Consider the following 24,224-nt stretch of genomic DNA (forward strand, 5'->3'; position numbering starts at 1 on the left):
GTTATTTTTGCGGTCTGACTTCAGTTCTGTATTTTACTGGCTATATTGCCCCTTTCTTAATTCCCTACCCTTGAAAGAGCAGGGGAGCAGGGGGAGAAATACTACATACATATGATTGCAAATTGGTATCAAGAAGGCTCTTTGAGTTGTAGGACTTACGCAAAAACTCTCTGAAACTCCTATTTTTCCGTGCCCTCTGCGTTCTCTGGGTTCGATTTTCTTTTACATAAAGTATAAAACTACAGGTTTTAAAATCTCTAAATCTATAGTTAGCTAGCATTTACGCGGTTTATGCAAAGCAGCCGAATACTCAGCCATTCCCACTTCTGCCAATTACAGTTGCAATTGCCTTGACTAACTCCTCTGGTTCAACGGGTTTGGACAGATGCTTTTGAAACCCTGATTTGAGTGCTTGTTGCTGATTGATTTCTCCTGCATAAGCAGTTAAAGCGATCGCTGGAATTTGTCTGGCTTGTTTTGCAAACAATACTTTAATTTGTTGTATCAGCATATAGCCATCTGTCTCTGGCATCCCAATATCACTGAGCAGCATATCTGGTTCTGACTCTGCCAATACTTGCAGTGCCTCTTTTGCTGATGCCACAGCAATTACCCCTGCTCCAGCCTGCTCTAATACAAATGTGTGAAATTCACGGGTATCATCGTCATCATCTACAACTAAAATTTGGATGCCTGCAAGGATTTCTGTTGCAGGAGAAGCATTTAATGCAGCAATATTTATGTTTTGTGTTGGAGTTAAATCTTTTTTAATTAACGGTAGCCTGATCCGGAAAATAGCTCCTTGCCCTTCACCTAAACTTTCTGCCGAAATCGTGCCACCATGTAATTCTACCAAATGACGGACAATTGCTAACCCTAATCCCAAGCCACCAAATTTTCGGGTTGTCGTACCATCAGCTTGACGGAAATATTCAAACACATAAGGGAGAAAGTCAGGGCTGATTCCTTTACCTGTGTCGCTGACGGTAATCTGAGCTTGAGTGTCAACGCGCTCTAGTTGAATCTCAATTTTTCCTCCTTCAGGAGTGAATTTAACGGCATTCGATAACAGATTCCAGATAACTTGTTGTAAACGACCAGAATCACCCAAAACTTGCCCCAAAGAAGCATCCAGCATCGTCTGAATTTGGATATTTTTAGCTTCTGCTGCCAAACGCACTGTTTCCAATCCTCCCTCAATCACAAGTACTAGATTGACGGGAAACATTTTCAGGCTGAGTTTGCCTTGTAAGATCCGAGAGACATCGAGCAAATCTTCAATTAATTGAGCTTGTAATTTAGCATTCCGTTCGATGGTTGCGATCGCTTTCTTCACCGCTACGGCATCAAACTCACGAGTCTGCAAGAGTGTCGCCCACCCAAGAATGGGATTGAGAGGCGATCGCAATTCATGAGAAAGCACCGCCAGAAACTCATCTTTAATCCGGTTGGCTCTTTCGGCTTCAGTTCTGGCAGCTTGCTCAAGTAGCAGGAGGCGATCGCGTTCAGCTTCTGCTACTTTGCGTTCTGTAATATCAATCACTGAGCCAATGTAACCTTTAACCTCACCGTCCACGCCAAACCAGGGATTAGCGGCATCGATGCAAGAACGATACTGACCATCTTTGCGCCGCAAGCGGTACTCCATACGGAAAGCCGAGCAGCTTTTGATAGCTTCCAGAAAAATACTCGTAGCGTCATTGTAATCTTCTGGATGCACAGCATTTAACCAGCCAAATCCCAGACCAGTTTCCTCGCTTTGGCCTGTAAAGTCGTACCAGCTTTGGCTGAGGTAGGTGCAGTAGCTATTGGTATCTGTTACCCAAACCATGAAGGGGGCATTGTCAGCCATGTTGCGGAACTTTTCTTCGCTTTCACGAAGTGCTTTTTCTGCCTGTTTGCGATCGCTAATCTCTGTAGTAAAAATGCTTACTCCTTCTGCAAAGGGGTAGACGCGATTCTCAAACCAGCGCTGCCAAGTAGGATAAAAGTATTCAAACTGAACAACAGTTTGTTGTGCGAGCGCTTGATGAATCTGAGTATAAAACTCGCTGTTGACCACATCTGGAAAAACTTCCCAAAAGATCCTACCTAGCAAATCTTCCTTTTGGATACCAACAACTGCTGCTACCTGGTCATTGACAAAGCTATAACGCCACTCTCGATCCAACACATAAAACTGGTCTTGGATGCCAGCTAGAACAGTCTCTAGGTGTGCTTTCGCCACCTCAGCTTCAATTCGCAGACCTTGCTCGCGTTCCATTGCTTCCTGGCGGAGACGAGCCATTTTTAGGGCTGCTTCTACCCGCGCCAACAATTCACGAGCAGAGAACGGTTTAATCAGGTAATCATCGGCTCCCGCTTCTAACCCTTCCACCCGTGCCTCTTCCCCCGCCCGTGCCGACAACAGAATTATTGGAACTTTTTGCGTCTGCGGATCGGCTCGTAATTCTCGCAGCAGTCCAAAGCCATCTAATCCAGGCATCATGACATCCGTCAGTACCAAATCTGGAACACGTCCACGAGCAGAATCCAAAGCAGCTAAACCGTCCGGCACTGATTCCACCTCATACTGCTGACTTAATAGCCGCTTGATATAATCGCGCATATCTGAATTGTCGTCAGCCAGGAGAATCCGGGGGGCAGAGGGGGCAGGGGAGGCAGGGGAGGCAGGGGAGGCAGAGGGGGCAGGGGAGGCAGGGGAAGAATCTATATATATGTTGTAGTCTTCTTGAACAATTACTTCTCCCCCTACTTCTCTTCTCCCCCTACTTCCCCTGCTCTCTTCTGGCGGTAGCCAACGCAGGGCTTCTTCTAGATAGGGTATTGCGCCTAATGCGGTTGAAGGTAAGGTTCGCGGGGCACTAATCCGGTCTGGAGGCAAATGAGCAAATCCCGTTGGAATTGATACAGTAAAGCAACTGCCTACTTCTAAAACACTGCTCACATGAACTGTTCCACCATGCATTTGTACCAATTCTTGCACTAGTGACAATCCAATTCCTGACCCTTCAAAAGTTCGTCCTTGCGCCCCTTTGACACGGTGGAAACGTTCAAAAAGGTGGGGGATTTCTGCTGCTGGAATACCGATGCCTGTGTCTTTGACTGCGAACTCAATATGGTCATTTGACCATTGCAAACTAACCGCAATTTCTCCAACCATTGTGAACTTGAATGCGTTCGAGAGCAGGTTTAGAACAATCTTTTCCCACATCTCTCGATCTACATATACTGGTGCTGGCAGCGAAGGACAATTGACTGATAACTGCATCCCTGCGCGTTCTACTGCTGAACGAAATACACTAGCTAGTTCTGCGGTGAAGGTGGCAAGGTTGGTGGGTTCATAAGAGGCTTGAACCCGTCCGGCTTCAATGCGTGAAAAATCTAGCAAGCTGTTGACCAGTTTCAGCAGCCGAAGTCCGTTGCGTTGCACCATTTCTAGCTGCTCTCGGTCTTTGACTGGAAGCAAGGTGGCACAATTAGTTAAGGTTTCTTCTAATGGCCCCAACATCAGGGTAAGTGGAGTACGGAATTCATGGCTGACGTTGCTGAAAAATACGGTTTTCGCGCGATCGATTTCTGCCAAGGCTTCTGCGCGTTTGCGTTCTTCTTCGTAAGCTTGGGCGTTAGCGATGCTGGCGGCAATTTGAGCTGCTACTAAATCGATGAATCCTTTATAATTGTCGTCGAATAGCCTGAAGGGGTTCAAACCAACAATTAATATACCAGCTTTTCCCGTTTGACCGGATGGGGCAATGGGTACTGCGATCGCTTGATGGGGCGATCGCTGCCAAACACCAGAAGGTAGACTACTAAAAGACACTTCCAAATCGGAAATCAGTTGTGCCCGATGCGTTGCGATCGCTTCTGCAAAGGGCCAAATGCAATCAGCATCGAGAGCCACTGTTTCAGGAACTGCTATGTGATTTTGCCCAATACCAGATGTTCCAGCCAAAAAAACTTGCTGTTTATCCGGATCAACCAGATAAATCATGGCGAAAGGGAGATCATAAGGGTTGCTTTCCAGACAACTCGCACTTAGCGTACAGGCTTGCTCGAATGTCCGTGCGTCTGCCGTCCTCGCCGCTAGTTCCCGCAAAAGTGCCAACTGACGCTCACCGATGATGCGCTGCGTGTCTTCTGTGTTGGCGCAGATGATCCCACCTGTTTCACCCTGGTCATTAGGAACTGGGCTATATGAAAAAGTATAATAGGTTTCCTCTGGATAGCCGTTGCGCTCCATAATTAGCAGCAGCGCTTCGTCATAAGTTCCCTCGTTCTTCAGCATCGCTGATTCAGCTCGAGGCCCAACCTGATCCCATATTTCCCGCCACACGTAGGAAGCTGGTTGCCCTAGTGCTTCGGGATGTTTGCCGCCAATAATAGCTTTGTAAGCGTCATTGTAAAGGTTAATCAGTTCCTCGCCCCACCAAACAAACATGGGTTGACGGCAAGTCAGCATAATCCGCACGGCAGTTTTCAAACTTTGTGGCCACTGTTGCGTTGGCCCAAGGGAAGTTTTTGACCAATCCCGTTCTCGCATCCGCGCACCCATTTCACCCCCGCCGAGAAGGAAATTTACGTCGGTATTGCTTGCTGACGTTGGCTCATTTTTCATTAATTCCTCTCGATTGGTCATGCGTCGATTACAGAGCTACATCTGTGGTCGTATTTTGAGAAAATCCTCTATAAATATGACATTTACGCTTCTAATTTTAGAGGATTTTCAAGGGTATATACAGCGTGAAATGCCAATGCTGTGACTTTTCAAAGCATTGGAATAGTCTTTTGGGGCAAGTTGCTGTTTTGAGTATTTTTTATTGTCACCTTTATATCATCAATATTCCAAACTACCAAGGCCGATTCTCATTCAGAACTCACAAAACCTACTCTTATTCTCGGAAGTATGTTGCATGTATAATTTGACCATCTTTACCTAACTCATTGAGTAGGCTAATAATTCGGAATATTGCTAAAGGAGAAGATGTTACATATCCATTTTACCAACGGTTAATTGTTGGGAAAGTGATACCAAACTCAGCAGCCAATTTTTCTTGAGATAGGTTTGACTCTTGCCGCAGGGCAAGAAGTAGTTTGCTAATAATATTAGGTTGCTTCGCCGCCAGTAGGCTTGCACTCTGAGGCATATAGTTAAAGTTTATCAAACACTATATAGCAATCCTATTTGATCTGTGAAATTAGTCGTGGAGGTAGGCAATAGGGAATAGGCAATAGGCAACAGATTTTTTTCACGAATTATTTAGGATTGCTATATATGATCAATTTTTATGACAGAGTGTTCTTTTACGTCTATGATTCCTGAGATAGAGATTGTGAGCCGAAGTCAGAGTATTACGGCTTTTTTCAATTTTATCATAAAATTAATTTATTGTTTTCAAAAAAAAGACTATTTGATTTTATTCTCTAAGTCGCTTTATGCTGAAATCAGTAGAGATTTGAGCTTTTAACAAATACAGACTTGGTTTGCAATTAATAAAGATAATAAACAGGATAACTAAATGCTAGAACCAGAGATTGATTGCCCCACGAGACCTAAAACAAGTGCAATGATCATGAAACTTTTCCAAATCACTCTAGTGGTTTTAGTACTTTTGATCAACTTAGCAGTTGCTTTTCCCTCTTGGGCAGAAACTACGACTTCTTTAACTAGTAATCCTAACTACTTTGAAGTTGGGCAAAAAGTAATTTGGCTTTACAAGCCTCGCACAGATTCTAATGATGTCCAAAGAATTCCCGCCGAAATAGTCAAGTTAAGTTCCAAGCAAGTGCAAATCAAGGTGTACAAACATAACAACGAATTTGTTAATCGTTGGGTGAATCCAAACAAGCTTGAGAAATCGCAAAAAGTTAAAGAATCAGTACTCTAAAATTTCGCCAGATGAACTTAAATCTAGCGCCAAACCTTTTTAATTTATTTCTTTACTTTGTGTCTATGTGTCTATGTGTCTTTCTCTCTTGGCGCTAGCCTCTCCCTTTGCAAGAAAGTCGGTAATCAGAAGTTGTTTATAAAATTGCCCTTGACTTAAACTTTATTTTTCTTGGAAGAATTTTCCCAAATATTCTTGATTGAAACAATCAGTAAAGATATATCGATTATTGAGAAAAAATTAAGCAATTATGCTATATGAATAAATGAATCTCATAAATAATAATGATTGATATCAAGAGATATAGGAGTTAACAAAGTATTGAAGTCGAGCAAAGCCACCTTTTTGGCAGCTTTGTGTTTTATCCAGCCTTAGCTACAAGGTAAATTGGGTTAATTTTTTAATTAGCTCTCCCCTGATTAAAAATTAAATTTGCACAGAGAAAAAAGCGAATGAGCCAAAATCTAAATATTCAGGAAATTGCTATTGCGATCGCAGCAAAACAGCACAATCCGACAATCTTAACTCCAGATTTTCTTAAATATAGTGGTATCGTTCCTAGTGACTGGGAATTAGCCCAACCCCCGATTATCACAGATTCTGTTGCTCAGGTAGTCTTTCAAAACAGCATCAATATAACTGCACAAGTCAATCGGATTATTTTCACTGAGGTAATTGCCACCAAACAATCCACAGATGTGGAAATTCCGGCTCTAGCTTGTAAATATCTAAAGACATTGGCACAAGTAGACTATGAGGGGGTGTCCATTAACTTTCGGGGACATGTCGTCTTCGATCAGCCAAACAATACAGCACGCAATTATATCTTGAACACAGTGCTGAATCCTGGCCCCTGGCATCATTTTGGCAAAGCACCTGTGCAAGCAGCGATGCGGTTTGGTTACACCCTAGAAGGAGTGCAACTGAGCTTGGATATCAATGAAGGAGGGTTACAACTGCCAGATCAAACAGTGCGGCCCATCGTGCTGTTCACTGCTAGTTTTAATCACGCGATTTTTCAAGAAGAACAAAGTCAGCGCCTAGCTGTTTTATCACAAATAATAAGCGACTGGCGGACAGATTTAGAAGCTTACAAAGAACTTGTAAACACCAAGTTTCTCAATTCACCATATCAGATAAATCTAGTACCGAATGAATCCGTTATCCCCGTAGCAACAACTTTTTGATCGTGTGAAGACAAATGGATTACTGACATTCCCCATCTTAGAAGTACCTTAAGTAAGTAGACGCAATTAAACCGAACTATGTAAAGTTTTGTATGGGGAAAGGGGAAAGGTTTTTCCCTTTTCCCCTTATCCTTTACCCTTCTTAATATACCCCTTTAGCATCTGGGGAGGACTATACAGCCACCCCAGAATATTAATCTTGGTATCAAAAATAGCAGTTATTTCTTCAAAAAACGTTGACGTAGACGAGATATAAAAATATTAACCTCTGGTATTTTCAGCCATGAAGCGATCGCAGCAAATACGACAATCCCTACAAAGCCAGATACACACAATTGCAACGCCACAATCAGTAAACCCGTTTTACCTAACAAGTGCCCAGAACCAACCAAAGTCCCATAGCTTGCTATCCCAGCTACCACACTACCAGCAGCCAAACCCAAAATCGGCAAACTCCACTCACGCCAAGGTAAACCATTGAGTTTGCGATCGAGCAACCACAACAGCATCAACATTGAGCTACAATTTACACCCACTGTTGCTAACACTAAACCGGGAGCGCCAAAAGGTTTAACGAAAAACCAATCTAATATGATGTTGAGTAAGATGTTAAAAACACTGATGCGAAAAGGTGTCTGTCCATCGCCTAAAGCGTAGAACACCCGCACCAAAACATCACGCCCCAAATAGACAAACATCCCAATTCCGTAAGCCACTAGCAAGGATGAAACTAGCTGTGTGGCTTCTGGCTTAAAAGCACCACGTTCATATACCACCTGCACAATAGGTACAGATAATGCCACCATCAGCGCCCCTAGCGGTAGCATAGTAAAGGCAGTGAGTAGCAGTCCTTGGCGAATGCGTAATTTTAAATCTGGCCAATTTTCGGGCCCAGAAAGTTTAGCAAATATCGGTAACAGGGGCAGCAAAATGATATTTGAAATAATCCCTAACGGAGTTTGGACTAATAGATTCGCATAGTTAAATCCCGCCGCAGCACCAGGGATAGGACTGGCGAAATAAAGATCAGTGGCAACATTAATTGGCATCATTCCAGAGGAAATTGTCGCCGGAGTCATGATTTTAATGACTTCTTGAACGCCTGGAGATTTAAAATCAAACCGTAGGCGTAATGTGCCTAATCCTAATCGCCACTGGACAATTAGCTGCACTAACCACTGGAGAACCGCTCCTGCTAAAGTTCCCCAAGCTAATACCATTCCCCCGATTAAAGCGTACTCCGGCTTAATAATATCCTTGCCCAGTTGCATCGCCAAGATTCCAAGACCGGCAACAACAGTAATACTGGATAATAAAGGACTAATGGAGAGTAACCAATATTGATTGGCGGTATTGAGAGTACCGAAGCCGATGCCAATTAATCCCGAAAATAAAGCCATCGGTGCCATAATGCGGAGTTGTTGAATGGCGATCGCTCTGGTTGTCGCCTCCAAACCATGACCGACTAAATCAACGATCGCATCCGCAAATAAAACTTGAGCAACTGTCACCACCAACAGCAATCCAGCCACCAGCGTTGTCACGGTTTCCACTAGGGGAGCCGCTTCTTCTCGCCGCCGCTTGGCTAAAACGCTGACGATCGCACTGTGTAATGGCCCATTTACACCACCGAGTAAGATCAATAGAAAGCCAGGGATAATATAGGCATAACTATAGGCGGTGGCAGCAGCACCAACACCAAATGCGGCAGCGATCGCTTGCTGCCGCACTAAACCGAAGACTTTACTAATTAATGTGGCTGCGGCAACAATGCCAGCAATTCCAGCGAAAGAACGAGAAGGTTTTTGTTCTTGTTGTGTCACGAATAATACCCAACAACTCTTGCAGAGTGCATACTTTAAAACATTTAACCTGAAATCCCGCAGTCTGTCAGGTAAATTTTGACAAATTACTTATTTTAAATGCCTACGGCGGGCTACGCCTACGCTCAAAATTAAATTCCTGAGATTGCTATGATACAGCGAATTGCAATTTAGGTAACGATTCAAAAGGGGTCAGATCGCTTTGCTGATTTGCCTCGGCAAGACTAACACTAACTTAGTCATATCCTCATGTTGCGTACAAGCCAAGATTATTTTTTAACCCATTACAAAGATAGATCCAGAAAGGGGAACTATAACAATCAGGAGGTAGGAGTAACCCACTCATAAAAACGTGGGACTTGGATTGTGGAAGCTTTATATTGCACTTCTCTACGAGACGCTTTGCGAACGTGCCACTACGCTAACGTGCTACACATCTTGATACAATTCTTCTTTTTAAACTGGCTAATCAACTCAAAATTAAAATTTCCATTCCTACTTCGTTCCTCCTGCCTCTATTCAGAACCCTTGTATAAAAACAAAAAAATCCAGAGTGATGGAACCCAATTCAAATTTCACAGAAAATCAACTTCAAGAGCAACTAGAGCAACAAAAGGCTCTGGCGAGTGTCATTGTGCGAATTCGGGAGTCTCTTGACCTAGAAACGATTTTTCAAACTACCGTTACACAAGTGCGTCAGTTGCTAAATGCCGATCGTGTAGCAGTCTTCCAATTTGACTTGGAAAAAGACTGGCAAGGAGAATTTGTTTCTGAGGATGTTGCACTTGACTGGGACTCAGCATTGGCAGTAAAAGTTTACGACCACTGCTTTGGACAAAAATTTGCTTCTAGTTATCAACAAGGTCAAATACAAGCAGTAGCAGATATTTACAAAGCGGGACTGAGTGATTGTCACATCGCATTTTTGAGTCAATTTCAGATCAAGGCCAACCTCGTTGTCCCTTTATCGCGCCAGAAGGAACTGTGGGGGTTGCTTTGCATTCATCAGTGCAGTGAGGCTCGTAACTGGAAAGAATCGGAAATTGAGTTTATTCGTCAAATTGCTGACCATCTTGTTGTTGCGATACAACAAGCGAAGCATCTCCATGAAGTCGAATTGCAAGCCACAGAATTGGCTCAAGCGGCTAAACGCGACCAAGTAATAGCTAAAATTGTTGATAAAATTCGCTCACCCCTTGATATTGAAACCATCTTTAAAACCACAACTCAAGAAATACGCCAGTTGTTGCAAGCCGATCGAGTCGCCATCTTTAGCTTCAATGATGATTGGAGTGGTAACTTTGTTGCTGAATCATTTGCTGAAGGTTGGACTCCCTTAATTGGCATTCAGGCTGCGATCACTGATACTTATTTACAACAGACGCAAGGGGGACGTTACGTTAACAACGAAACATTTACAGCTAATGACATTTATCAAGCCGGATTAACAGACTGTCATGTAACCTTATTGGAGCAATTTCAGGCAAAAGCCTTTGCAACTGCCCCGATTCTCCAAGGAGATCAACTTTGGGGAGTCATTGCTGCTTACCAAAACGCTTCACCCAGACAGTGGCAATCTTATGAAGTCGAATCACTGACCAAAATAGGCACCCAAATTGGTGTGGCACTGCGGCACTATAAATTACTAGCACAGGCTCAGTACCAAGCAGAGCAACAAAAGACATTAACTAGCGTCATTACTCGAATTCGAGAGTCCCTAGATTTAGATACAATTTTCCAAACTACTGTCACCGAAGCACGACAAATGCTGCAAGCAGACCGAGTGGCAGTCTTTCGCTTTGACCCTCAACAAAATTGGGAAGGAGAGTTTATTTCTGAGGATTTTGTTTTTGGATGTAACTCAGTAATCGCAGAAAAAGTTTACGATCATTGCTTCGGTCAAAACTTTGCACCCCTTTACGCCCAAGGTCGAGTAAATGCGATCGCTGACATTTATCAAGGAAAGTTTCCAGATTGCTACGTCCAAATCCTAGAAAAATTTCAAGTGCGGGCAAATTTGGTCGCGCCTCTATTGAAAAAAGGTGAACTTTGGGGATTGCTGTGTATTCATCAATGCACCGCTTCTCGTCACTGGCAACCCTCTGAAATTGAATTTGCCAGTCAAATAGCCGAGCAATTGGGAGTCGCATTAAAACAGGATTCTTATTTTAAACAAGTTCAAATGCAGGTTGTTCAGTTAGCAGAAGCCACTGAACGCGAAAAAGCAATGGAACGTCAAGAATTGCTAGCTGCAACCATTGATAAAATTCGTCAGTCACTCGATATTAAAACTATTTTTAGAACCACTACTCAAGCTGTGCGAGAATTGCTCGAAGTTGAGCGAGTTGCAATCTACCGTTTCAACGCCGATTGGAGTGGGAAATTTGTAGCAGATTCTTTTAAAGATGGTTGGAAACCTGTTGCACAAGCCCAACCAATGATTCTAAAAACCTTTGAAGATACAGACGATGATAACGAACTTCCGCGCAACGAAACCTTTGTTCCCATTAGACAAGGTGAGAAATTATGGGGATTATTGGTTGCTTATCAAAACTCGCAACCGCGTTATTGGAAAGAAGAAGAAATCAATTTACTAGCTCAAGTTGGGGTGCAATTGGGAATTGCGATTCAACAAGCAGAATTACTCGAACAAACTAAACGTCAAACCTTAGAGCTTACTCAAACTCTGCAAGAATTAAAACAAACTCAAACTCGGTTAATCCAGGGTGAAAAAATGGCAGGTTTAGGGCAATTACTTGCTGGAGTTGCTCATGAAATCAACAATCCGATCAGTTTTATTTTTGGCAATCTAACTCATTTAAATGAATATACTCAAGAACTGCTAAATGTAGTGAAACTTTACCGTCAAAACTCTTCACTATTACCAACTGTCCAAGAGCAAATTGACAAGGCTGATTTGGACTTTATCATTGAAGATTTACCCAAAACCCTTGAGTCTATGAAAATAGGAACAGAGCGGATTTGTGAGATTGTCCTATCACTGCGTAATTTTTCTCGTACAGATGAAGCTGAATTGAAGTCAGTAGACATTCATGAAGGATTAGATAGTACTTTGCTAATCTTAGGGCATCGGCTCAAAAATAATAATGAACGCCCAGCTATTGAGATTATTAAAAAATATGCTACTCTCCCTTTGCTCGAATGCTATCCCGCGCAATTAAATCAAGTGTTTATGAATCTTTTGAGTAACAGTATTGATGCATTAGAGGAAAAGTTTAAAACTATACAACAAAGGTATTTGAAGTTATCTCAGACGTGTCCTAAAATACCTTTGAGTATCTGGATTAGTACGCAAACCGTTAATAACAAGATTTTAATTAGAATAGCCGATAATGGTCTGGGGATTCCAGAAGAAGTGCGATCGCATATATTCGATCCCTTCTTCACCACCAAAGCACCAGGAAAAGGTACAGGCTTAGGATTGTCTATCAGCCATCAAATAATAGTTGAAAAACATCATGGCCAGATGAAATGTTCCTCTAAATCAGGAGAGGGAACAGAGTTTTTAATTGAAATTCCCATTGATAATTAGAAGCTACTGATTTTTGACGATTTCAGTCAATTTTAAATAGGGGAGCCAGGATCAGTAGAGGTTTCCTCCGTTCCCCGAAGGCATCATAACAGACTAATGCAGCACCACCTGAATCAATATAATAATTTATTTTCTTTAGAGTTTAGGATCGTTTTTTGGGATGCGATCGCAGAGTTGATCTTGAGAAAGCGACAGACTTAGTATAAACAGCTACTAATTTGAAGCGAGAAAACTTTTGATAGTTTTAACTATTTCTTGTTGTTCTTTAAACCTAGAATTAAAGAACCCAGAATCATAGGAACCAATCAAAGATACCCTTTCACCAGAGGCTAACATTAAGATAACTCGAGTATCTGTGCTATCTTCGCCATAATTAAAACTTTTAACTTTAATATCAACAATTTCATTTAATGAATACACCAAAACTATTTTTCCCAATATACCAAACCATTGATAGCGGCTGATACTTAAACTATTTGTCTCTTTGTCAAAATTAAAGTCTATAAATGAACCTGATGCGATAATGAATAAACCTAATAATAGGCAAAATATGGTTATCCCAATTGCAGCATAGCCGACTAAAGTATCATCTTGCTTAACTACTAAAATTTTTTCTAAAGGTTGTATTAAGAAATTCTTAATTTTTAATATGATAAACTCCGCTTCTTCGGAAAAATAATCACTGTAAGTAGTTCGTCTAAACGAAAAGCTTTCTGTTTTAGTTAATAACTGAATTTGATATTTATATATTATTTTTCCCTCTCGATCAGTTTTAGTTTGTTTTTCTAAATGACTTCCAATTAATCCAGAAATTTGTTTTTGGCTTTTTTGATGACCAAAAAAATCAAATTCTATCAATTGACATATAATTTTTGATGACTTTTGCTCAATATTTGAAGTATCTATATTTTGTAAAACACGGTTACAATCAAGTTGTGTAACTGGTATAAACATAAAAATAGCATATAAATTATACCTATTTGTCCAATAAAGAACCCAATAAATCTAAGTAACTTCGGTTGAACAATAAACTCAAGCTTATTTTGTGTTTGCTCATAAATTTGTATATTTTTATCTCTGAGCAAATCCCAAATTAAAATCAAATCGATAGCGAATAATACATAGTTTAATAAAGAATTTGTATTTTCCATTTTTTCGGAAAAATGTCTCTGTTTTTATGCTCAACGTGGAGATTCTTTACCTACAACCCAAACTATCTCGCGTTGACATACCCGTAACCGGATTTACCCCATCGGCTCTTTCACACAGCAGCGACACTTGATAACGGTCAATCAAAGCATCGGTAAAATCAGCACCAGTGACATCAGCATCATAAAAGCGGCTACGGGTCAAAGTGGCTTCAGTAAAGATGGCATTTTTCAGGTTAGCACCATCCATAGTGGCGCGATCGACTAAAGCGCCACTCAAATTAGCACCTTCCAAATTTGCTTTTAATAAAACTCCTTTAGTGAGAATTGCGTTGGTTAAATTCGCCCCTTGAAAATTTGTCCCCCGCATTTCTGCTGCTACAAAAGTTACACCTGCCAAATCAGCATGAGAAAAATCACGATTTTCTAAATTTATATTGTTGTAATTGATTGTGTTTATCTGAGCAAAAGCCGGTTTGGGATTAAGTATTATCCACCCAAATGCTAGTAGCAAAATCACAATTAAACCAAAAAAGCGCAGGAAAATCTTTTTCATAACTTTATTATTTGTAGAGGCGCACAGCTACCTAGTTGTGCGCCTCTATTGATTATTTCCAATCCTTACCAATGCGGATTGTCAGATCAGATTCTAAATCACCAATTGCCGACACTTCTATTTGACCCAAGCCTAAGACTTTTTGCAAATCAACTCCAACTCGTCGGTTGCCTTTTTGGACAACAATCTGAGTTTGACGTTGAGTATCTGGCCAATCAGGCACTTTGTAAATATTAGTAAAGCCTTTCTGTTTGAGATAAGCAATAACTTTTTCAGTTAGCTGAGGTTGATTGGAAGCATTTTGAATAGCAATTTTGAGGTTAGGAACCTGACGCATATCTGGCTTTAGACCAGGTACATTTACCCCAACATAATCATTCAACAGGCTCTGTTGTCCAGTCATATTCAGCCAATAGCTATTAGGATCTTGGCTAAAACGGCTAAAAGTACCAGGCAACACGGTCATTTGGAAATTATCGCGATCTAGGTTGAGTCCGAAGTTGACCAACGCCATCATTTCTTCCATCTTCAGGTTGGTATCAAAGTATTTTCGCATCAAGCGAGTTAATTGAGGCAACCTGGGTAAGATGGTGGGACTCTTGAGGCGTTGCAGGAGGGCTGCTGTTAGTGCTTGCTGACGCTGCACTCTCGGCAAATCTCCCAAGCCTGGTTCGCGGAATCGGACAAACTGTTCTGCTTGCTCCCCGTTGAGGGTTTGCCAGCCACTAACTAAATTAATCGACAGTTGACTGCTGGAGTCTTTATATTCCATTGATTTAGGAACAAAGACCTCTACTCCGCCTAACTGATCGACTAACTGGCGTAAGCCACTGGTAGAAATGCGGATGTAGCGATCAATTGGGGCGTTGTTTAAGGTACGGCTAACTACCCGTGCTGCCAAGACTGGGCCGCCTTTGGCATTGGCATCAGATACCTTAGTTAATCCCTTTTCTCCCTTTTCGGGGATGGCAATCATTGTATCTCTGGGAATTGAAAGCACCCTTGCAGATTTTTCATTAGGGTTAAGCCGTACAAGCAGCATGGAGTCGCTTTTCCCGGCAAAGCTTTCTGGTGAACCATCAACGGTACCACTGACTGGTTCAATCCCCATGATTAAAATATTCATCGGTCGTGAAAGCTGGTACTGGGAGAGTTTGCTCCATAACTCCCCTGGTAGTGGGACTTTTTGCTCGTCTTTACCAGCAGTTCCTAAATCTTCATCTGTTCGATCTAGATTGCTCCACAAGGGAGTCCATAGCGCTAAAGTTGACACCAGCAATCCAGATAAGATAATGCCGATGACAACCGTCATGATCCACAACAGCCATCGAGGTATGGTTAAGCCCAGCCTCTCAGAAAGCTGATTGGGAATCGCGCCCACTGATTCAACGACGCTACGGTTTGGATTCGCTGGCTGATTTAGTTCTACATCCTCCTCTGAATCTTCTACTGGCGCAGACGTTACTTGATTTTCCGTCCGTTGAAGTTGCTGCGATCGCACTTCATTTTCAAATACTACTTGTTGAGATGTAACCGGATTTTCTGACCATTCGACTTGTTTTATCACAATTATCTCCCCACTCAACCACTCCCTAAAAGTATGTTAATGCAAGCTATAAATATTGCCACTGCAAAAGCTCACTGTAAACTTGTAATGTTCTTCGGTAGGCGTGTATGACAACATGAATACTTTATTGTTCCCCGTAATCCTTGCTGGTGGTAAAGGTGAACGTTTTTGGCCCCTGAGTCGCAAAGACCGACCCAAGCAATTTTTAAGTCTTGATGGTAGCTCTAGAAGTCTATTACAAGCAACCGCCGATCGATTGATAGAACTCGGTGGCGGTGAGTCCAGCGCGGTCTTGGGGGTTTCCCCCATGAGCGACTGGCGAACCCCAAGGGGGTGGGATTCCTTGTGGGTGATTACTTCTAGTCAGATAGCTGAAGGGGTACGTCAACAATTACCTGATTTACCATCTCAGAACTTATTAATTGAGTCGGAAGGAAGAGACACTGCCGCAGCCGTTGCTTGGACAAGTTTAGAAATCAAACAGCGCTATGGAGAAGACGCTGTTATTGGCTTTTTCCCTGCTGACCACTGGATTGCCGATCAAGAGGCATTTGCCCACACATTAAGCGCGGCTACGCAACTAGCAACAAGCACAGCAGCGATCGTTACACTGGGGATCAAGCCTACTTTTCCATCAACTGGTTACGGCTACATTGAGCAAGGTGAAAAAATAGGTAACTTTAATGAGTTGCCAGCTTATCACGTCAACCGCTTTACTGAAAAGCCCGACCGCGAAACGGCAGAAACTTTTTTATCTACGGGACGTTTTAGCTGGAATAGTGGAATGTTCGTTTTTCGGGCAGGGGTTGTTCTCAAGGAACTACATACCCATGCTCCAGAAATTATCGAACCTTTAGAACAACATGGCCCTAATATCTATCCCCAGTTGCCTAAGAAGAGTATAGACTATGCGCTAATGGAAAAGACAACTCTAGCATACGTTTTGCCAGTTGATTTTGGTTGGGATGATTTAGGAGATTGGAATGCGATCGAACGCTTACTGAAGACAGAAGAGACTCCCAATGTGGAACTTGCTACGCACGTAGGTCTAGATACGCAGGGGGCAATTATTTACGCCTCAAATCCAGAGGATGTAGTTGTTACAATTGGTTTAGAGGACGTGGTGATTGTGCGCGATCGCAATGTCACCCTCGTTGTCAAAAAAGAACGTACCCAGGAAATTAAGCAGATCCTTAAAATTCTCCAAAGCGATTCCCGATTTACCGACCTGCTATAAAAGTTAAAACCCTTGGTAGAGGCGAAAAAGCCTATTTTCCCATTATAACTTGACTGTCGAAAAGCAGAGCAATTTGAAATGGGGCATTGGGCATGGGGCATTGGGCATTGGGTAAGGGAAAGGGTAAGGGGAAAAGGGGAAAGATTAAATTTATCCCTTTTCCCTTTTCCCTTTAACCTTTTCCCCTGCTCCCCTGCCTCCCCTGCTCCCCCTGCCTCCCCTGCCTCCCCTGCTCCCCACTCACTCCCCACTCCCCAAAATGTTCCTCACCCAAACTGTTCCCCGTCAACGAGAAATTCTTGAAGTATTCCTTCGCAATGGCTGGGACTATATGCGAAGATTACTTACTGGTGGCAAAGCTGATGAACCCCAGCTACCTACACCTGCGGTTTTAAAAAATATCCTGGTAGACTTGGGGCCAGTTTACGTTAAACTTGGTCAGTTAATGTCTACGCGTCCAGATTTACTAAACGCCTCCTACATTGAGGAACTATCAACCCTACAAGACGAAGTACCGCCTGTTCCTTGGGCAGAGATAGAAATAATCCTCCGTAAAGAATTAAAACTTCCACTAGCAGAAACTTTCAGCACAGTTAACCCGATTCCAGTAGCAGCCGGATCAATTGCTCAGACACATCAAGCTACATTAATAGATGGTCGAGAAGTTGCTCTGAAAGTGCAACGTCCGGGAATTGATCTGACCATTGGGCAAGATATTGCTTTGATTCAAGGTATTGCCGATTTAGTGGCGCGAACTGATTTTGGGCAAACATACGAAATTAAATCCATTGCCGAAGAATTTACCAAAGCTCTAGAAGCCGAGTTAGATTTTACACGGGAAGCGGGTTTTACAGACCAACTGCGGCGCAACTTATCTCAGAGTCGCTGGTATGATCCCACACAAATAGTAGTTGCGGAAATTAACTGGGAATTGACCACAGCAAAATTACTGGTGATGGAATGGCTGGATGGAGTGCCGTTCCTGGCGGCGGATTTGGATAATGACCCCAACGTTAAAGACCCTGCCGAAAAACGTAAAGAAATAACTACTTTGTTATTTCGGGTATTTTTCCAGCAACTATATATTGATGGCTTTTTTCACGCTGATCCCCATCCGGGAAACTTGTTTTATCTCAAAGATGGTCGTGTTGCCCTCTTAGACTGTGGAATGGTCGGAAGACTTGATCCCCGTACACAGCAGATATTAACAGAGATGTTGTTAGCGATCGTTGATTTAGATGCTCAAAGATGCGCTCAGTTAACTTTGCAATTATCAGATTCTGCTCAACCAGTAATTTTGTCGCGGTTAGAAAATGATTACGATCGCATGTTACGTAAGTATCACAATGTCAGCCTCACGCAAATCAACTTCAGTCAGATAATCTATGAAGTTTTACAAGTTGCCCGCAACAATAAAATTAGATTACCTAGTAATATGGGTTTGTATGCCAAAACCCTAGCGAATTTAGAAGGTGTAGCGCGGACATTCAACCCGGAACTTAACTTTTTTGATGAAGTTAAACCATTAATTACGGACTTGTTTCGTCGGCAATTACTGGGCGATAATCCAGTGCGATCGCTATTACGGACAGCCTTAGATATTAAAAGTCTGTCTCTCCAATCTCCGCGCCAAATAGAACTGTTATTAGACCGAGTTACCTCCGAAACCTTACAGTGGAATTTATCGCTGCGGGGGTTAGATGGGGTGCGGCGCACGATGGACGATGCAGCGAACCGACTATCTTTTAGTATATTAGTGGGTTCGCTGATTATGGGTGCAGCAATTATTTCCACCAGAGCGCAGACAAGCCAGCTATCTTTTTTAAGCACCACCCTGTTTGCAGTCGCTAGTTTATTGGGTTTGTGGTTAATTATTAGTACATTGCGATCGGGACGTTTACGGTAAAACCATTTTAGATTTTGAATTTTGGATTTTGGGTTGAAGGAAAAAGCCTTCGACTAGAGCGCTCATGCCAAAGTCTAAAATCTAAAATTTAATTTCTAATATAAAGCAGGAGTCAGAATACAGAATTCAGAATTCAGAATACTCTACCTGTAGCGGGATGAAGTACGGTTTTAACCAATATTCATTAACCACTCGTACAGAATTAATACAGCAATTCTGGCTCCTGATTTTTGAATTCTTCTTATAAAAAATATGTCAATTATCATTGCGAAAAATCTGAGTAAATCTTATCCCGTGGCAATTAAAAGTCCGGGTATTAAAAGTACAATCACCCACTTTTTTCGCCGCACCTACCGGTCAATTAAAGCAGTTCAGGATGTTTCCTTTAAAATTGACCCTGGTGAAGTAGTAGGGTTTTTGGGCCCAAATGGTGCTGGTAAAACTACCACACTCAAAATGCTCACGGGGCTGATTCATCCCTCTAGCGGTACAGTTCAAGTTGCTGGACAAATTCCGTTTCAGCGCAAAGAAGCATTTTTGCAAAAAATTACTTTGGTAATGGGGCAAAAGCAGCAGTTACTTTGGGACTTACCAGCGCTGGATTCTTTGAGAATTAATGCTGCTGTATACAACATCTCTGATAAAGAGTTTCAACGGCGGGTGGGAGAACTAACAGAGATGCTTTCGCTAGAAGGCAAGCTTACTCAGCCAGTACGGAAGCTATCTTTGGGTGAACGGATGAAGGCAGAATTGCTAGCAGCACTTTTGCACCGTCCTCACGTATTATTCCTAGATGAACCAACGCTGGGGCTAGATGTAAATGCTCAAGTAGCGGTGCGCGATTTTTTGCGCGACTACAATCAGCGTTATCAAGCTACAGTGCTGTTGACGAGTCATTACATGGCTGATATCACAGCTTTGTGTCAACGAGTGCTGTTGATTCACCAGGGAAGGCTAATGTATGACGGTAGTTTAGATGGACTATTAGAACGTTTTGCCCCATATCGGGAAGTTCATATAGAGTTAGCCCAACCTCTACCGAAAGAAAAACTTATGGCCTATGGTGATGTGCAACACTTAGAAGGGCGCTCTGTACATTTTATGGTATCTAGAGAGGCGCTCACCCGCACCGTTTCGAAGATTTTGACGGATTTAGAGGTAATTGATTTAACAGTTACCGAACCGCCAGTGGAAGAAGTTATTGGACAAGTTTTTCAGGCAGGTGTTGTGGAGTAGCAGACGCGATTAATCGCGTCTGTACAAGAGTGGAGAATTCTGGGTAATTTTTGTAGCAAGAAGCGAATAAATGAAGCGGATAATCAGAAAAGCCTTAACTTTACTGTCAGTATACTACGCTCACATGCTTGAGTATCGAGCAGAGCTAATCTTATGGATTTTGGCTGGCTCTTTGCCGATTATCCTTATGGGTATCTGGATACAGGCAGCACAAGGTGGGCGGTTTGGGCTATCACCTGTGGATTTTGCTCGTTACTTCATTACAGTTTTTGTCGTTAGGCAATTAACAGTTGTTTGGGTAATTTGGGACTTTGAAGGAGAGATAGTGGAAGGCAAGCTTTCGCCGAAGTTACTACAACCTCTTGACCCAGTGTGGCATCATGTTGCAAGGCATACTTCTGAAAGATTTACCCGGCTAATGTTTGCTTTTTTATTAGTGGGATTATTTTTTATTCTCTATCCCCAGGCTTTTTGGGTACCAAGTTTAGATAGATTTTTGCTATTTATATTGGCGGTGATGCTAGCTTTTACTTTGCGGTTTACGATTCAGTACACCTTTGCCATGCTTGCTTTTTGGACAGAACGGGCTAGCGCTTTAGAAAATTTCTGGTTATTATTTTATCTATTTTTATCTGGTATGATAGCACCTTTAGAGGTCTTTCCACAACCTGTGCGGCAAATAGTTATGTTTACGCCTTTTCCCTATTTAATTGATTTCCCCGCGAGTCTTTTGGTAGGGCTACCCGTGGATATAGGGCGGGGATTTTGGTCAATGCTTGGTTGGACATTAGTATTTTTGGGTGCGAATCGCTTTCTTTGGCGTGCAGGTTTGAAGCGGTACTCTGGGATGGGAGCTTAAATACCAATACGCTTGGGTTAAGCAAATTTATCTGTTAAGGCAGGCAGGGGGAGCAGGGGGAGAAAAAAAGCTTAACTGAACTGTATTGGCTTAAATACAGGAGTTTTCTTTTACATGAAGTACAAAGGTTTTTGAGGCAGGAGGCAGAAGTTCTAAAATGTTTGAATTTTGAATTTTGAATTTTGAATTGATTTCTCCCCTGCCTGCCTTAACAGATAATTTCCTTAACTGAACTGTATTGGACTATGACTATGCACTGATGTACTAAAGATTTTATAAATTGCTCGGTATCGTCTTAAACTTCTGCGCCGACCCCAATGAATAATCTTCTAGTTTAAAATCAGCAAAAGGCTTTTTCTCTAACCTATCTCGTAGCGCCTCATCAAGAATTACACCTGCTGATTTTCTTTTAACACCAATGATTATAACACTTCTCTGATATGCAGTTAAATCCTGCTTTGCCTGACAATTACTGCGCTGAAATTCACCCAAATTTAATAAGTGATATTTGTTGACACTTGCTGTATTAATAAATATTTTTTTTACTAAAATTTCTATTTGTTTGGAACGTTCTAAAGCCACACGTTCTTGAACTGCTGTATCACCTTTACAAGAAGCTGTGCCTACAGAGATAATCTCACTGGGAGCTTTCATTATCTTCTCTATACCTTCTTGTTCTAAGTTTAATTTTAAAAGGTCAATACTAATAATTTCATCATTGTATTTAACTTGGAAGTTACTACCTAAAAGCCATTTATATTCTAATGATAAAACAGCTATATTAAACTCAGCTACTCTTCCCTGACTATCTCTACCTTCTTTATATGTAAAGTAATCGATGTTACCTTTTTTTTCGGGATATTGTCTGTAATTTGAGATTTCAGAAGAATTTGATTTTCGCGTTGCTAAAGCCACTATACTAAGCAATCCTAATGCCACTAGTAATACTGCAAAAAATGCTAATAGCGGCACTTTTTCCGGTTCTTTATGTATAGACGATAAGTTGTTATTAACATCTATAGGTAAATGTTCAACTTGAGTAAACTCTTGTATACTAGTATCTCTAGAATTATTCTCTGTTAGTTCCTTTTCAATTTCTTCTAGAGAATGCAAAATTTCTTGGATATTGGCAGGACGTTTTTCTATATCTGATGCTGTTAGCCAATCAATTAAATTCAACAGTAAGGGTGAGATATGGATGGCATGATTTTGCCAGTGCAACAAATTGTGCTGGACATCATACATATCCAAAGGATGGTATCCCGTCAGCAAAAATACAAAGGTGCGTCCCAAAGCAAACAAATCTGATTGCGGTGCTGCTTGACCATTCATTTGTTCTGAAGCGCTGTAGCCAGATGACATTAGTGCTGTCATCTTGTCACTGTTGCTGAGTTGGTCTTGATAGGTTTTAGTAATTTCAATGGCTGTGCCAAAATCAATCAGTACTAAATTCCCCCAACCCTTCTCAATGGGGGATCTAATCATGATGTTAGATGGCTTAATATCTCGATGTAGGTACTGTTTGCTATGTACTACATCCAAAATTTCTATCAATTGTTTTAACCAGTCTATGGCTTGTTCTTGTGATATGGGGCTATTTTGCTGCTGTAGCCACTGTTCTAAGTTGTAGCCATCGATTTTTTCCATTGCAATGCAATGCAATACTAAACCATTTCGGGTTTGATACTGGAAGTAACTATCTTTTTTGGGAATACCGATATGGTTGAGTTGTTCCAACACGGTTATTTCTTGCTGAAATAGTTTTACCGCTTTGGCATCGCCTGATAGATCCTCTTTGAGTATTTTGAGGATTTTGGGGGTATCTTGTTCGTATGCCTCATAAACTTTACTAAAACCTGTTTTGTCATTCAACAGGCACGTCACCCGATAACGTCCTAGCAATTCTAGATGAGAACCACAACTTTGACAAAAGCGGTTTTGATGATTATTCGGGTGATTTGGTTTAGGGCAAACGGGATTGATACAAAGGCTCATGAGTGGGGGAGTAGAGAGTGGGGAATGGAGGAGCAGGGGAGGCAGGGGAAGAAGCAAGGGAGCAGGGAGCATACTTCGACTGCGCTCAGTACAAGGGGAGCAAGGGAGGAGAGTTTTCCCCTCAGCAAGAGCAGCACCCTGCTCCTCTGCCTCTTATGCCCAATTCCCAATGCCCCATTTCCAATCCCCCTAGACATCGCTCCTATTAATTCTTCTGTTGGTGTATGATAATCCCGTCCAATAATCATGAGATTTTTTATCTGTGTTCTGCTAAGAAAGCTGCCACAGTTTGGTTAAATGCCTCTGGTTGTGTCAAAAACGGCCAATGATTGCCGGGAACTTGACAGATACGTAAGTTTTTAAGATAGGTTTTGTAGGGTTGGATTTGCCAATTTTGGCGGTTCAGTCCTTGTTTTGGTTGGACGAATAGGGCGGGGGTGTCAAGGGGAATAGTAAAACCGGGCACTTGCACTACTGCCTCAAAAATTCCGTCGCGGGCGGCTATGGTAAATTTGCTGCCCCAACTGCCGTCGGGCTTTTGTTCTATTCCTGCTTGGAAGACTTGCTGCTGTAAGGAAGTCCATCCTTGATATTGCTTTAACTGCCGTACTTGTTGTTCGGCTTCTTCATAACTGGCAAAGGGGCCCATGCTTTTAAGAAAAGGCAAGAAGCGATATAACGTTGGAAAAGTTCCCCTGAGAAAGCTGGGCATTTTCCAGATGAAAATCGGATCGACCAGAATTATACTCCGCAAACGCTTTGGGTTTTGTCTTGCCCAGATGGCGGCTAATTTTCCTGTCCACGAGTGACTTACAATATGGGCAAAAGTCCATCCAAGATGATCCATGAGTGCTTCCAGGTCTGCGATCGCACTCTCAAAGCTATAATCTATCTCTGGCTTACTACTTTGGCCATGTCCACGCATATCTGGCGCAACTATGTGGTAGTCTGCCGCCAAGTAATCTCCTAAACTAGACCACACCAAAGCATGATCGCCTAAGCCATGTAACAGCAGTAAAGGTTGTTGGCCTTGATTCCACTCTAAATAAGAAAGTTGGATATCAGGCTTTGATAAAGTTTGACGTACAGCCATCATTGCACATCCAGGCGTAGATAGTTTTGCGTTTATATGGTACTGCGGAAGATGGGGAGCAGCACTTCGGCTACGCTCAGTGACCAGGGGGCAGAGGAGGCAGGGGAAAAGGTTATGGTTCGGCAAGCTCACCAACCAGGTTAAAGGGAAAAGGAATAAATTTAATCTTTCCCCTT

Annotated in this window: 15 protein-coding genes; 7 read left to right on the forward strand and 8 right to left on the reverse strand. The window is 42.1% G+C overall.

Going from position 1 to position 24,224, the window contains the following annotated elements; genetic code table 11:
• Nucleotides 1-310: 310 nt before the first annotated feature.
• Both RMX98_RS33045 and RMX98_RS33050 read right to left on the reverse strand, forming a co-directional pair.
• A complete protein-coding gene (locus RMX98_RS33045; protein ID WP_409882069.1) occupies nt 311-4,618 on the reverse strand; it encodes an ATP-binding protein in 4,308 nt (1,435 codons plus the stop codon).
• A 382-nt stretch (nt 4,619-5,000) separates the two neighbouring features.
• A complete protein-coding gene (locus RMX98_RS33050; RefSeq protein WP_322678904.1) occupies nt 5,001-5,147 on the reverse strand; it encodes a helix-turn-helix transcriptional regulator in 147 nt (48 codons plus the stop codon).
• A gap of 426 nt (nt 5,148-5,573) precedes the next feature.
• Here RMX98_RS33050 and RMX98_RS33055 point away from each other — a divergent pair, with 426 nt between their 5' ends.
• Together RMX98_RS33055 and RMX98_RS33060 are read left to right on the forward strand one after the other, a co-directional pair.
• On the forward strand, nt 5,574-5,888 hold the full coding sequence (locus tag RMX98_RS33055) for a hypothetical protein (protein ID WP_322678905.1): 315 nt from the start codon (nt 5,574-5,576) through the stop codon (nt 5,886-5,888).
• Nucleotides 5,889-6,340: 452 nt separating this feature from the next.
• Entirely contained in the window at nt 6,341-7,075 is a 735-nt protein-coding gene (locus RMX98_RS33060; protein ID WP_322678906.1) for a hypothetical protein, read from the forward strand.
• Between the two features lie 218 nt (nt 7,076-7,293).
• Here the strand turns inward: RMX98_RS33060 and murJ are convergent, their stop codons facing one another.
• Nucleotides 7,294-8,898, reverse strand: a complete 1,605-nt coding sequence (gene murJ / locus RMX98_RS33065) for a murein biosynthesis integral membrane protein MurJ (protein ID WP_322678907.1) — start codon at nt 8,896-8,898, stop codon at nt 7,294-7,296.
• A 556-nt stretch (nt 8,899-9,454) separates the two neighbouring features.
• On the opposite strand from murJ, the gene RMX98_RS33070 reads away from it, so the two are divergent.
• Nucleotides 9,455-12,451: a GAF domain-containing protein gene (locus RMX98_RS33070; RefSeq protein ID WP_322678908.1), complete on the forward strand. Its 2,997-nt coding sequence runs from the start codon at nt 9,455-9,457 to the stop codon at nt 12,449-12,451.
• Between the two features lie 213 nt (nt 12,452-12,664).
• On the opposite strand, the gene RMX98_RS33075 is transcribed toward RMX98_RS33070, so the two are convergent.
• The 3 genes from RMX98_RS33075 to RMX98_RS33085 all read right to left on the reverse strand — a co-directional run bounded on the left by RMX98_RS33075 (nt 12,665) and on the right by RMX98_RS33085 (nt 15,722).
• A complete protein-coding gene (locus tag RMX98_RS33075; protein WP_322678909.1) occupies nt 12,665-13,405 on the reverse strand; it encodes a hypothetical protein in 741 nt (246 codons plus the stop codon).
• 243 nt (nt 13,406-13,648) lie between these two features.
• Nucleotides 13,649-14,155: a pentapeptide repeat-containing protein gene (locus RMX98_RS33080; protein WP_322678910.1), complete on the reverse strand. Its 507-nt coding sequence runs from the start codon at nt 14,153-14,155 to the stop codon at nt 13,649-13,651.
• Between the two features lie 52 nt (nt 14,156-14,207).
• Nucleotides 14,208-15,722, reverse strand: coding sequence for an LCP family protein (locus tag RMX98_RS33085; RefSeq protein ID WP_322678911.1), 1,515 nt, complete (start codon nt 15,720-15,722; stop codon nt 14,208-14,210).
• A 115-nt stretch (nt 15,723-15,837) separates the two neighbouring features.
• Between RMX98_RS33085 and RMX98_RS33090 the strand changes: the two genes are divergently transcribed.
• The 4 genes from RMX98_RS33090 (at nt 15,838) to RMX98_RS33105 (ending at nt 20,960) form a co-directional block, all read left to right on the forward strand.
• Complete coding sequence (locus tag RMX98_RS33090) at nt 15,838-16,959, forward strand: mannose-1-phosphate guanylyltransferase (protein WP_322678912.1); 1,122 nt, start codon at nt 15,838-15,840, stop codon at nt 16,957-16,959.
• 259 nt (nt 16,960-17,218) lie between these two features.
• Nucleotides 17,219-18,865, forward strand: a complete 1,647-nt coding sequence (locus RMX98_RS33095) for an AarF/ABC1/UbiB kinase family protein (protein WP_322678913.1) — start codon at nt 17,219-17,221, stop codon at nt 18,863-18,865.
• A gap of 252 nt (nt 18,866-19,117) precedes the next feature.
• Entirely contained in the window at nt 19,118-20,101 is a 984-nt protein-coding gene (locus tag RMX98_RS33100) for an ATP-binding cassette domain-containing protein (protein WP_322678914.1), read from the forward strand.
• Between the two features lie 70 nt (nt 20,102-20,171).
• The gene (locus RMX98_RS33105) at nt 20,172-20,960 is read left to right on the forward strand and encodes an ABC transporter permease (protein WP_322678915.1); all 789 of its coding nucleotides are present in this window, start codon (nt 20,172-20,174) and stop codon (nt 20,958-20,960) included.
• A gap of 273 nt (nt 20,961-21,233) precedes the next feature.
• Here the strand turns inward: RMX98_RS33105 and RMX98_RS33110 are convergent, their stop codons facing one another.
• Nucleotides 21,234-22,955: a serine/threonine-protein kinase gene (locus tag RMX98_RS33110; protein ID WP_322678916.1), complete on the reverse strand. Its 1,722-nt coding sequence runs from the start codon at nt 22,953-22,955 to the stop codon at nt 21,234-21,236.
• A gap of 256 nt (nt 22,956-23,211) precedes the next feature.
• The gene (locus tag RMX98_RS33115) at nt 23,212-24,048 is read right to left on the reverse strand and encodes an alpha/beta hydrolase (RefSeq protein WP_322678924.1); all 837 of its coding nucleotides are present in this window, start codon (nt 24,046-24,048) and stop codon (nt 23,212-23,214) included.
• Nucleotides 24,049-24,224: the final 176 nt, after the last annotated feature.

The sequence above is a fragment of the Nostoc sp. DedQUE02 genome, assembly GCF_034531035.1.
GTDB lineage: Bacteria > Cyanobacteriota > Cyanobacteriia > Cyanobacteriales > Nostocaceae > Nostoc.

What these genes read in the sequence shown, in the direction of transcription:
- RMX98_RS33045 (WP_409882069.1), bottom strand. Translation starts at nt 4,618, where the DNA reads ATGAAAAATGAGCCAACGTCAGCAAGCAATACCGACGTAAATTTCCTT.
- RMX98_RS33050 (WP_322678904.1), bottom strand. Translation starts at nt 5,147, where the DNA reads ATGCCTCAGAGTGCAAGCCTACTGGCGGCGAAGCAACCTAATATTATT.
- RMX98_RS33055 (WP_322678905.1), top strand. Translation starts at nt 5,574, where the DNA reads ATGAAACTTTTCCAAATCACTCTAGTGGTTTTAGTACTTTTGATCAAC.
- RMX98_RS33060 (WP_322678906.1), top strand. Translation starts at nt 6,341, where the DNA reads ATGAGCCAAAATCTAAATATTCAGGAAATTGCTATTGCGATCGCAGCA.
- RMX98_RS33070 (WP_322678908.1), top strand. Translation starts at nt 9,455, where the DNA reads ATGGAACCCAATTCAAATTTCACAGAAAATCAACTTCAAGAGCAACTA.
- RMX98_RS33075 (WP_322678909.1), bottom strand. Translation starts at nt 13,405, where the DNA reads ATGTTTATACCAGTTACACAACTTGATTGTAACCGTGTTTTACAAAAT.
- RMX98_RS33080 (WP_322678910.1), bottom strand. Translation starts at nt 14,155, where the DNA reads ATGAAAAAGATTTTCCTGCGCTTTTTTGGTTTAATTGTGATTTTGCTA.
- RMX98_RS33090 (WP_322678912.1), top strand. Translation starts at nt 15,838, where the DNA reads ATGAATACTTTATTGTTCCCCGTAATCCTTGCTGGTGGTAAAGGTGAA.
- RMX98_RS33095 (WP_322678913.1), top strand. Translation starts at nt 17,219, where the DNA reads ATGTTCCTCACCCAAACTGTTCCCCGTCAACGAGAAATTCTTGAAGTA.
- RMX98_RS33100 (WP_322678914.1), top strand. Translation starts at nt 19,118, where the DNA reads ATGTCAATTATCATTGCGAAAAATCTGAGTAAATCTTATCCCGTGGCA.
- RMX98_RS33105 (WP_322678915.1), top strand. Translation starts at nt 20,172, where the DNA reads ATGAAGCGGATAATCAGAAAAGCCTTAACTTTACTGTCAGTATACTAC.
- RMX98_RS33110 (WP_322678916.1), bottom strand. Translation starts at nt 22,955, where the DNA reads ATGAGCCTTTGTATCAATCCCGTTTGCCCTAAACCAAATCACCCGAAT.
- RMX98_RS33115 (WP_322678924.1), bottom strand. Translation starts at nt 24,048, where the DNA reads ATGGCTGTACGTCAAACTTTATCAAAGCCTGATATCCAACTTTCTTAT.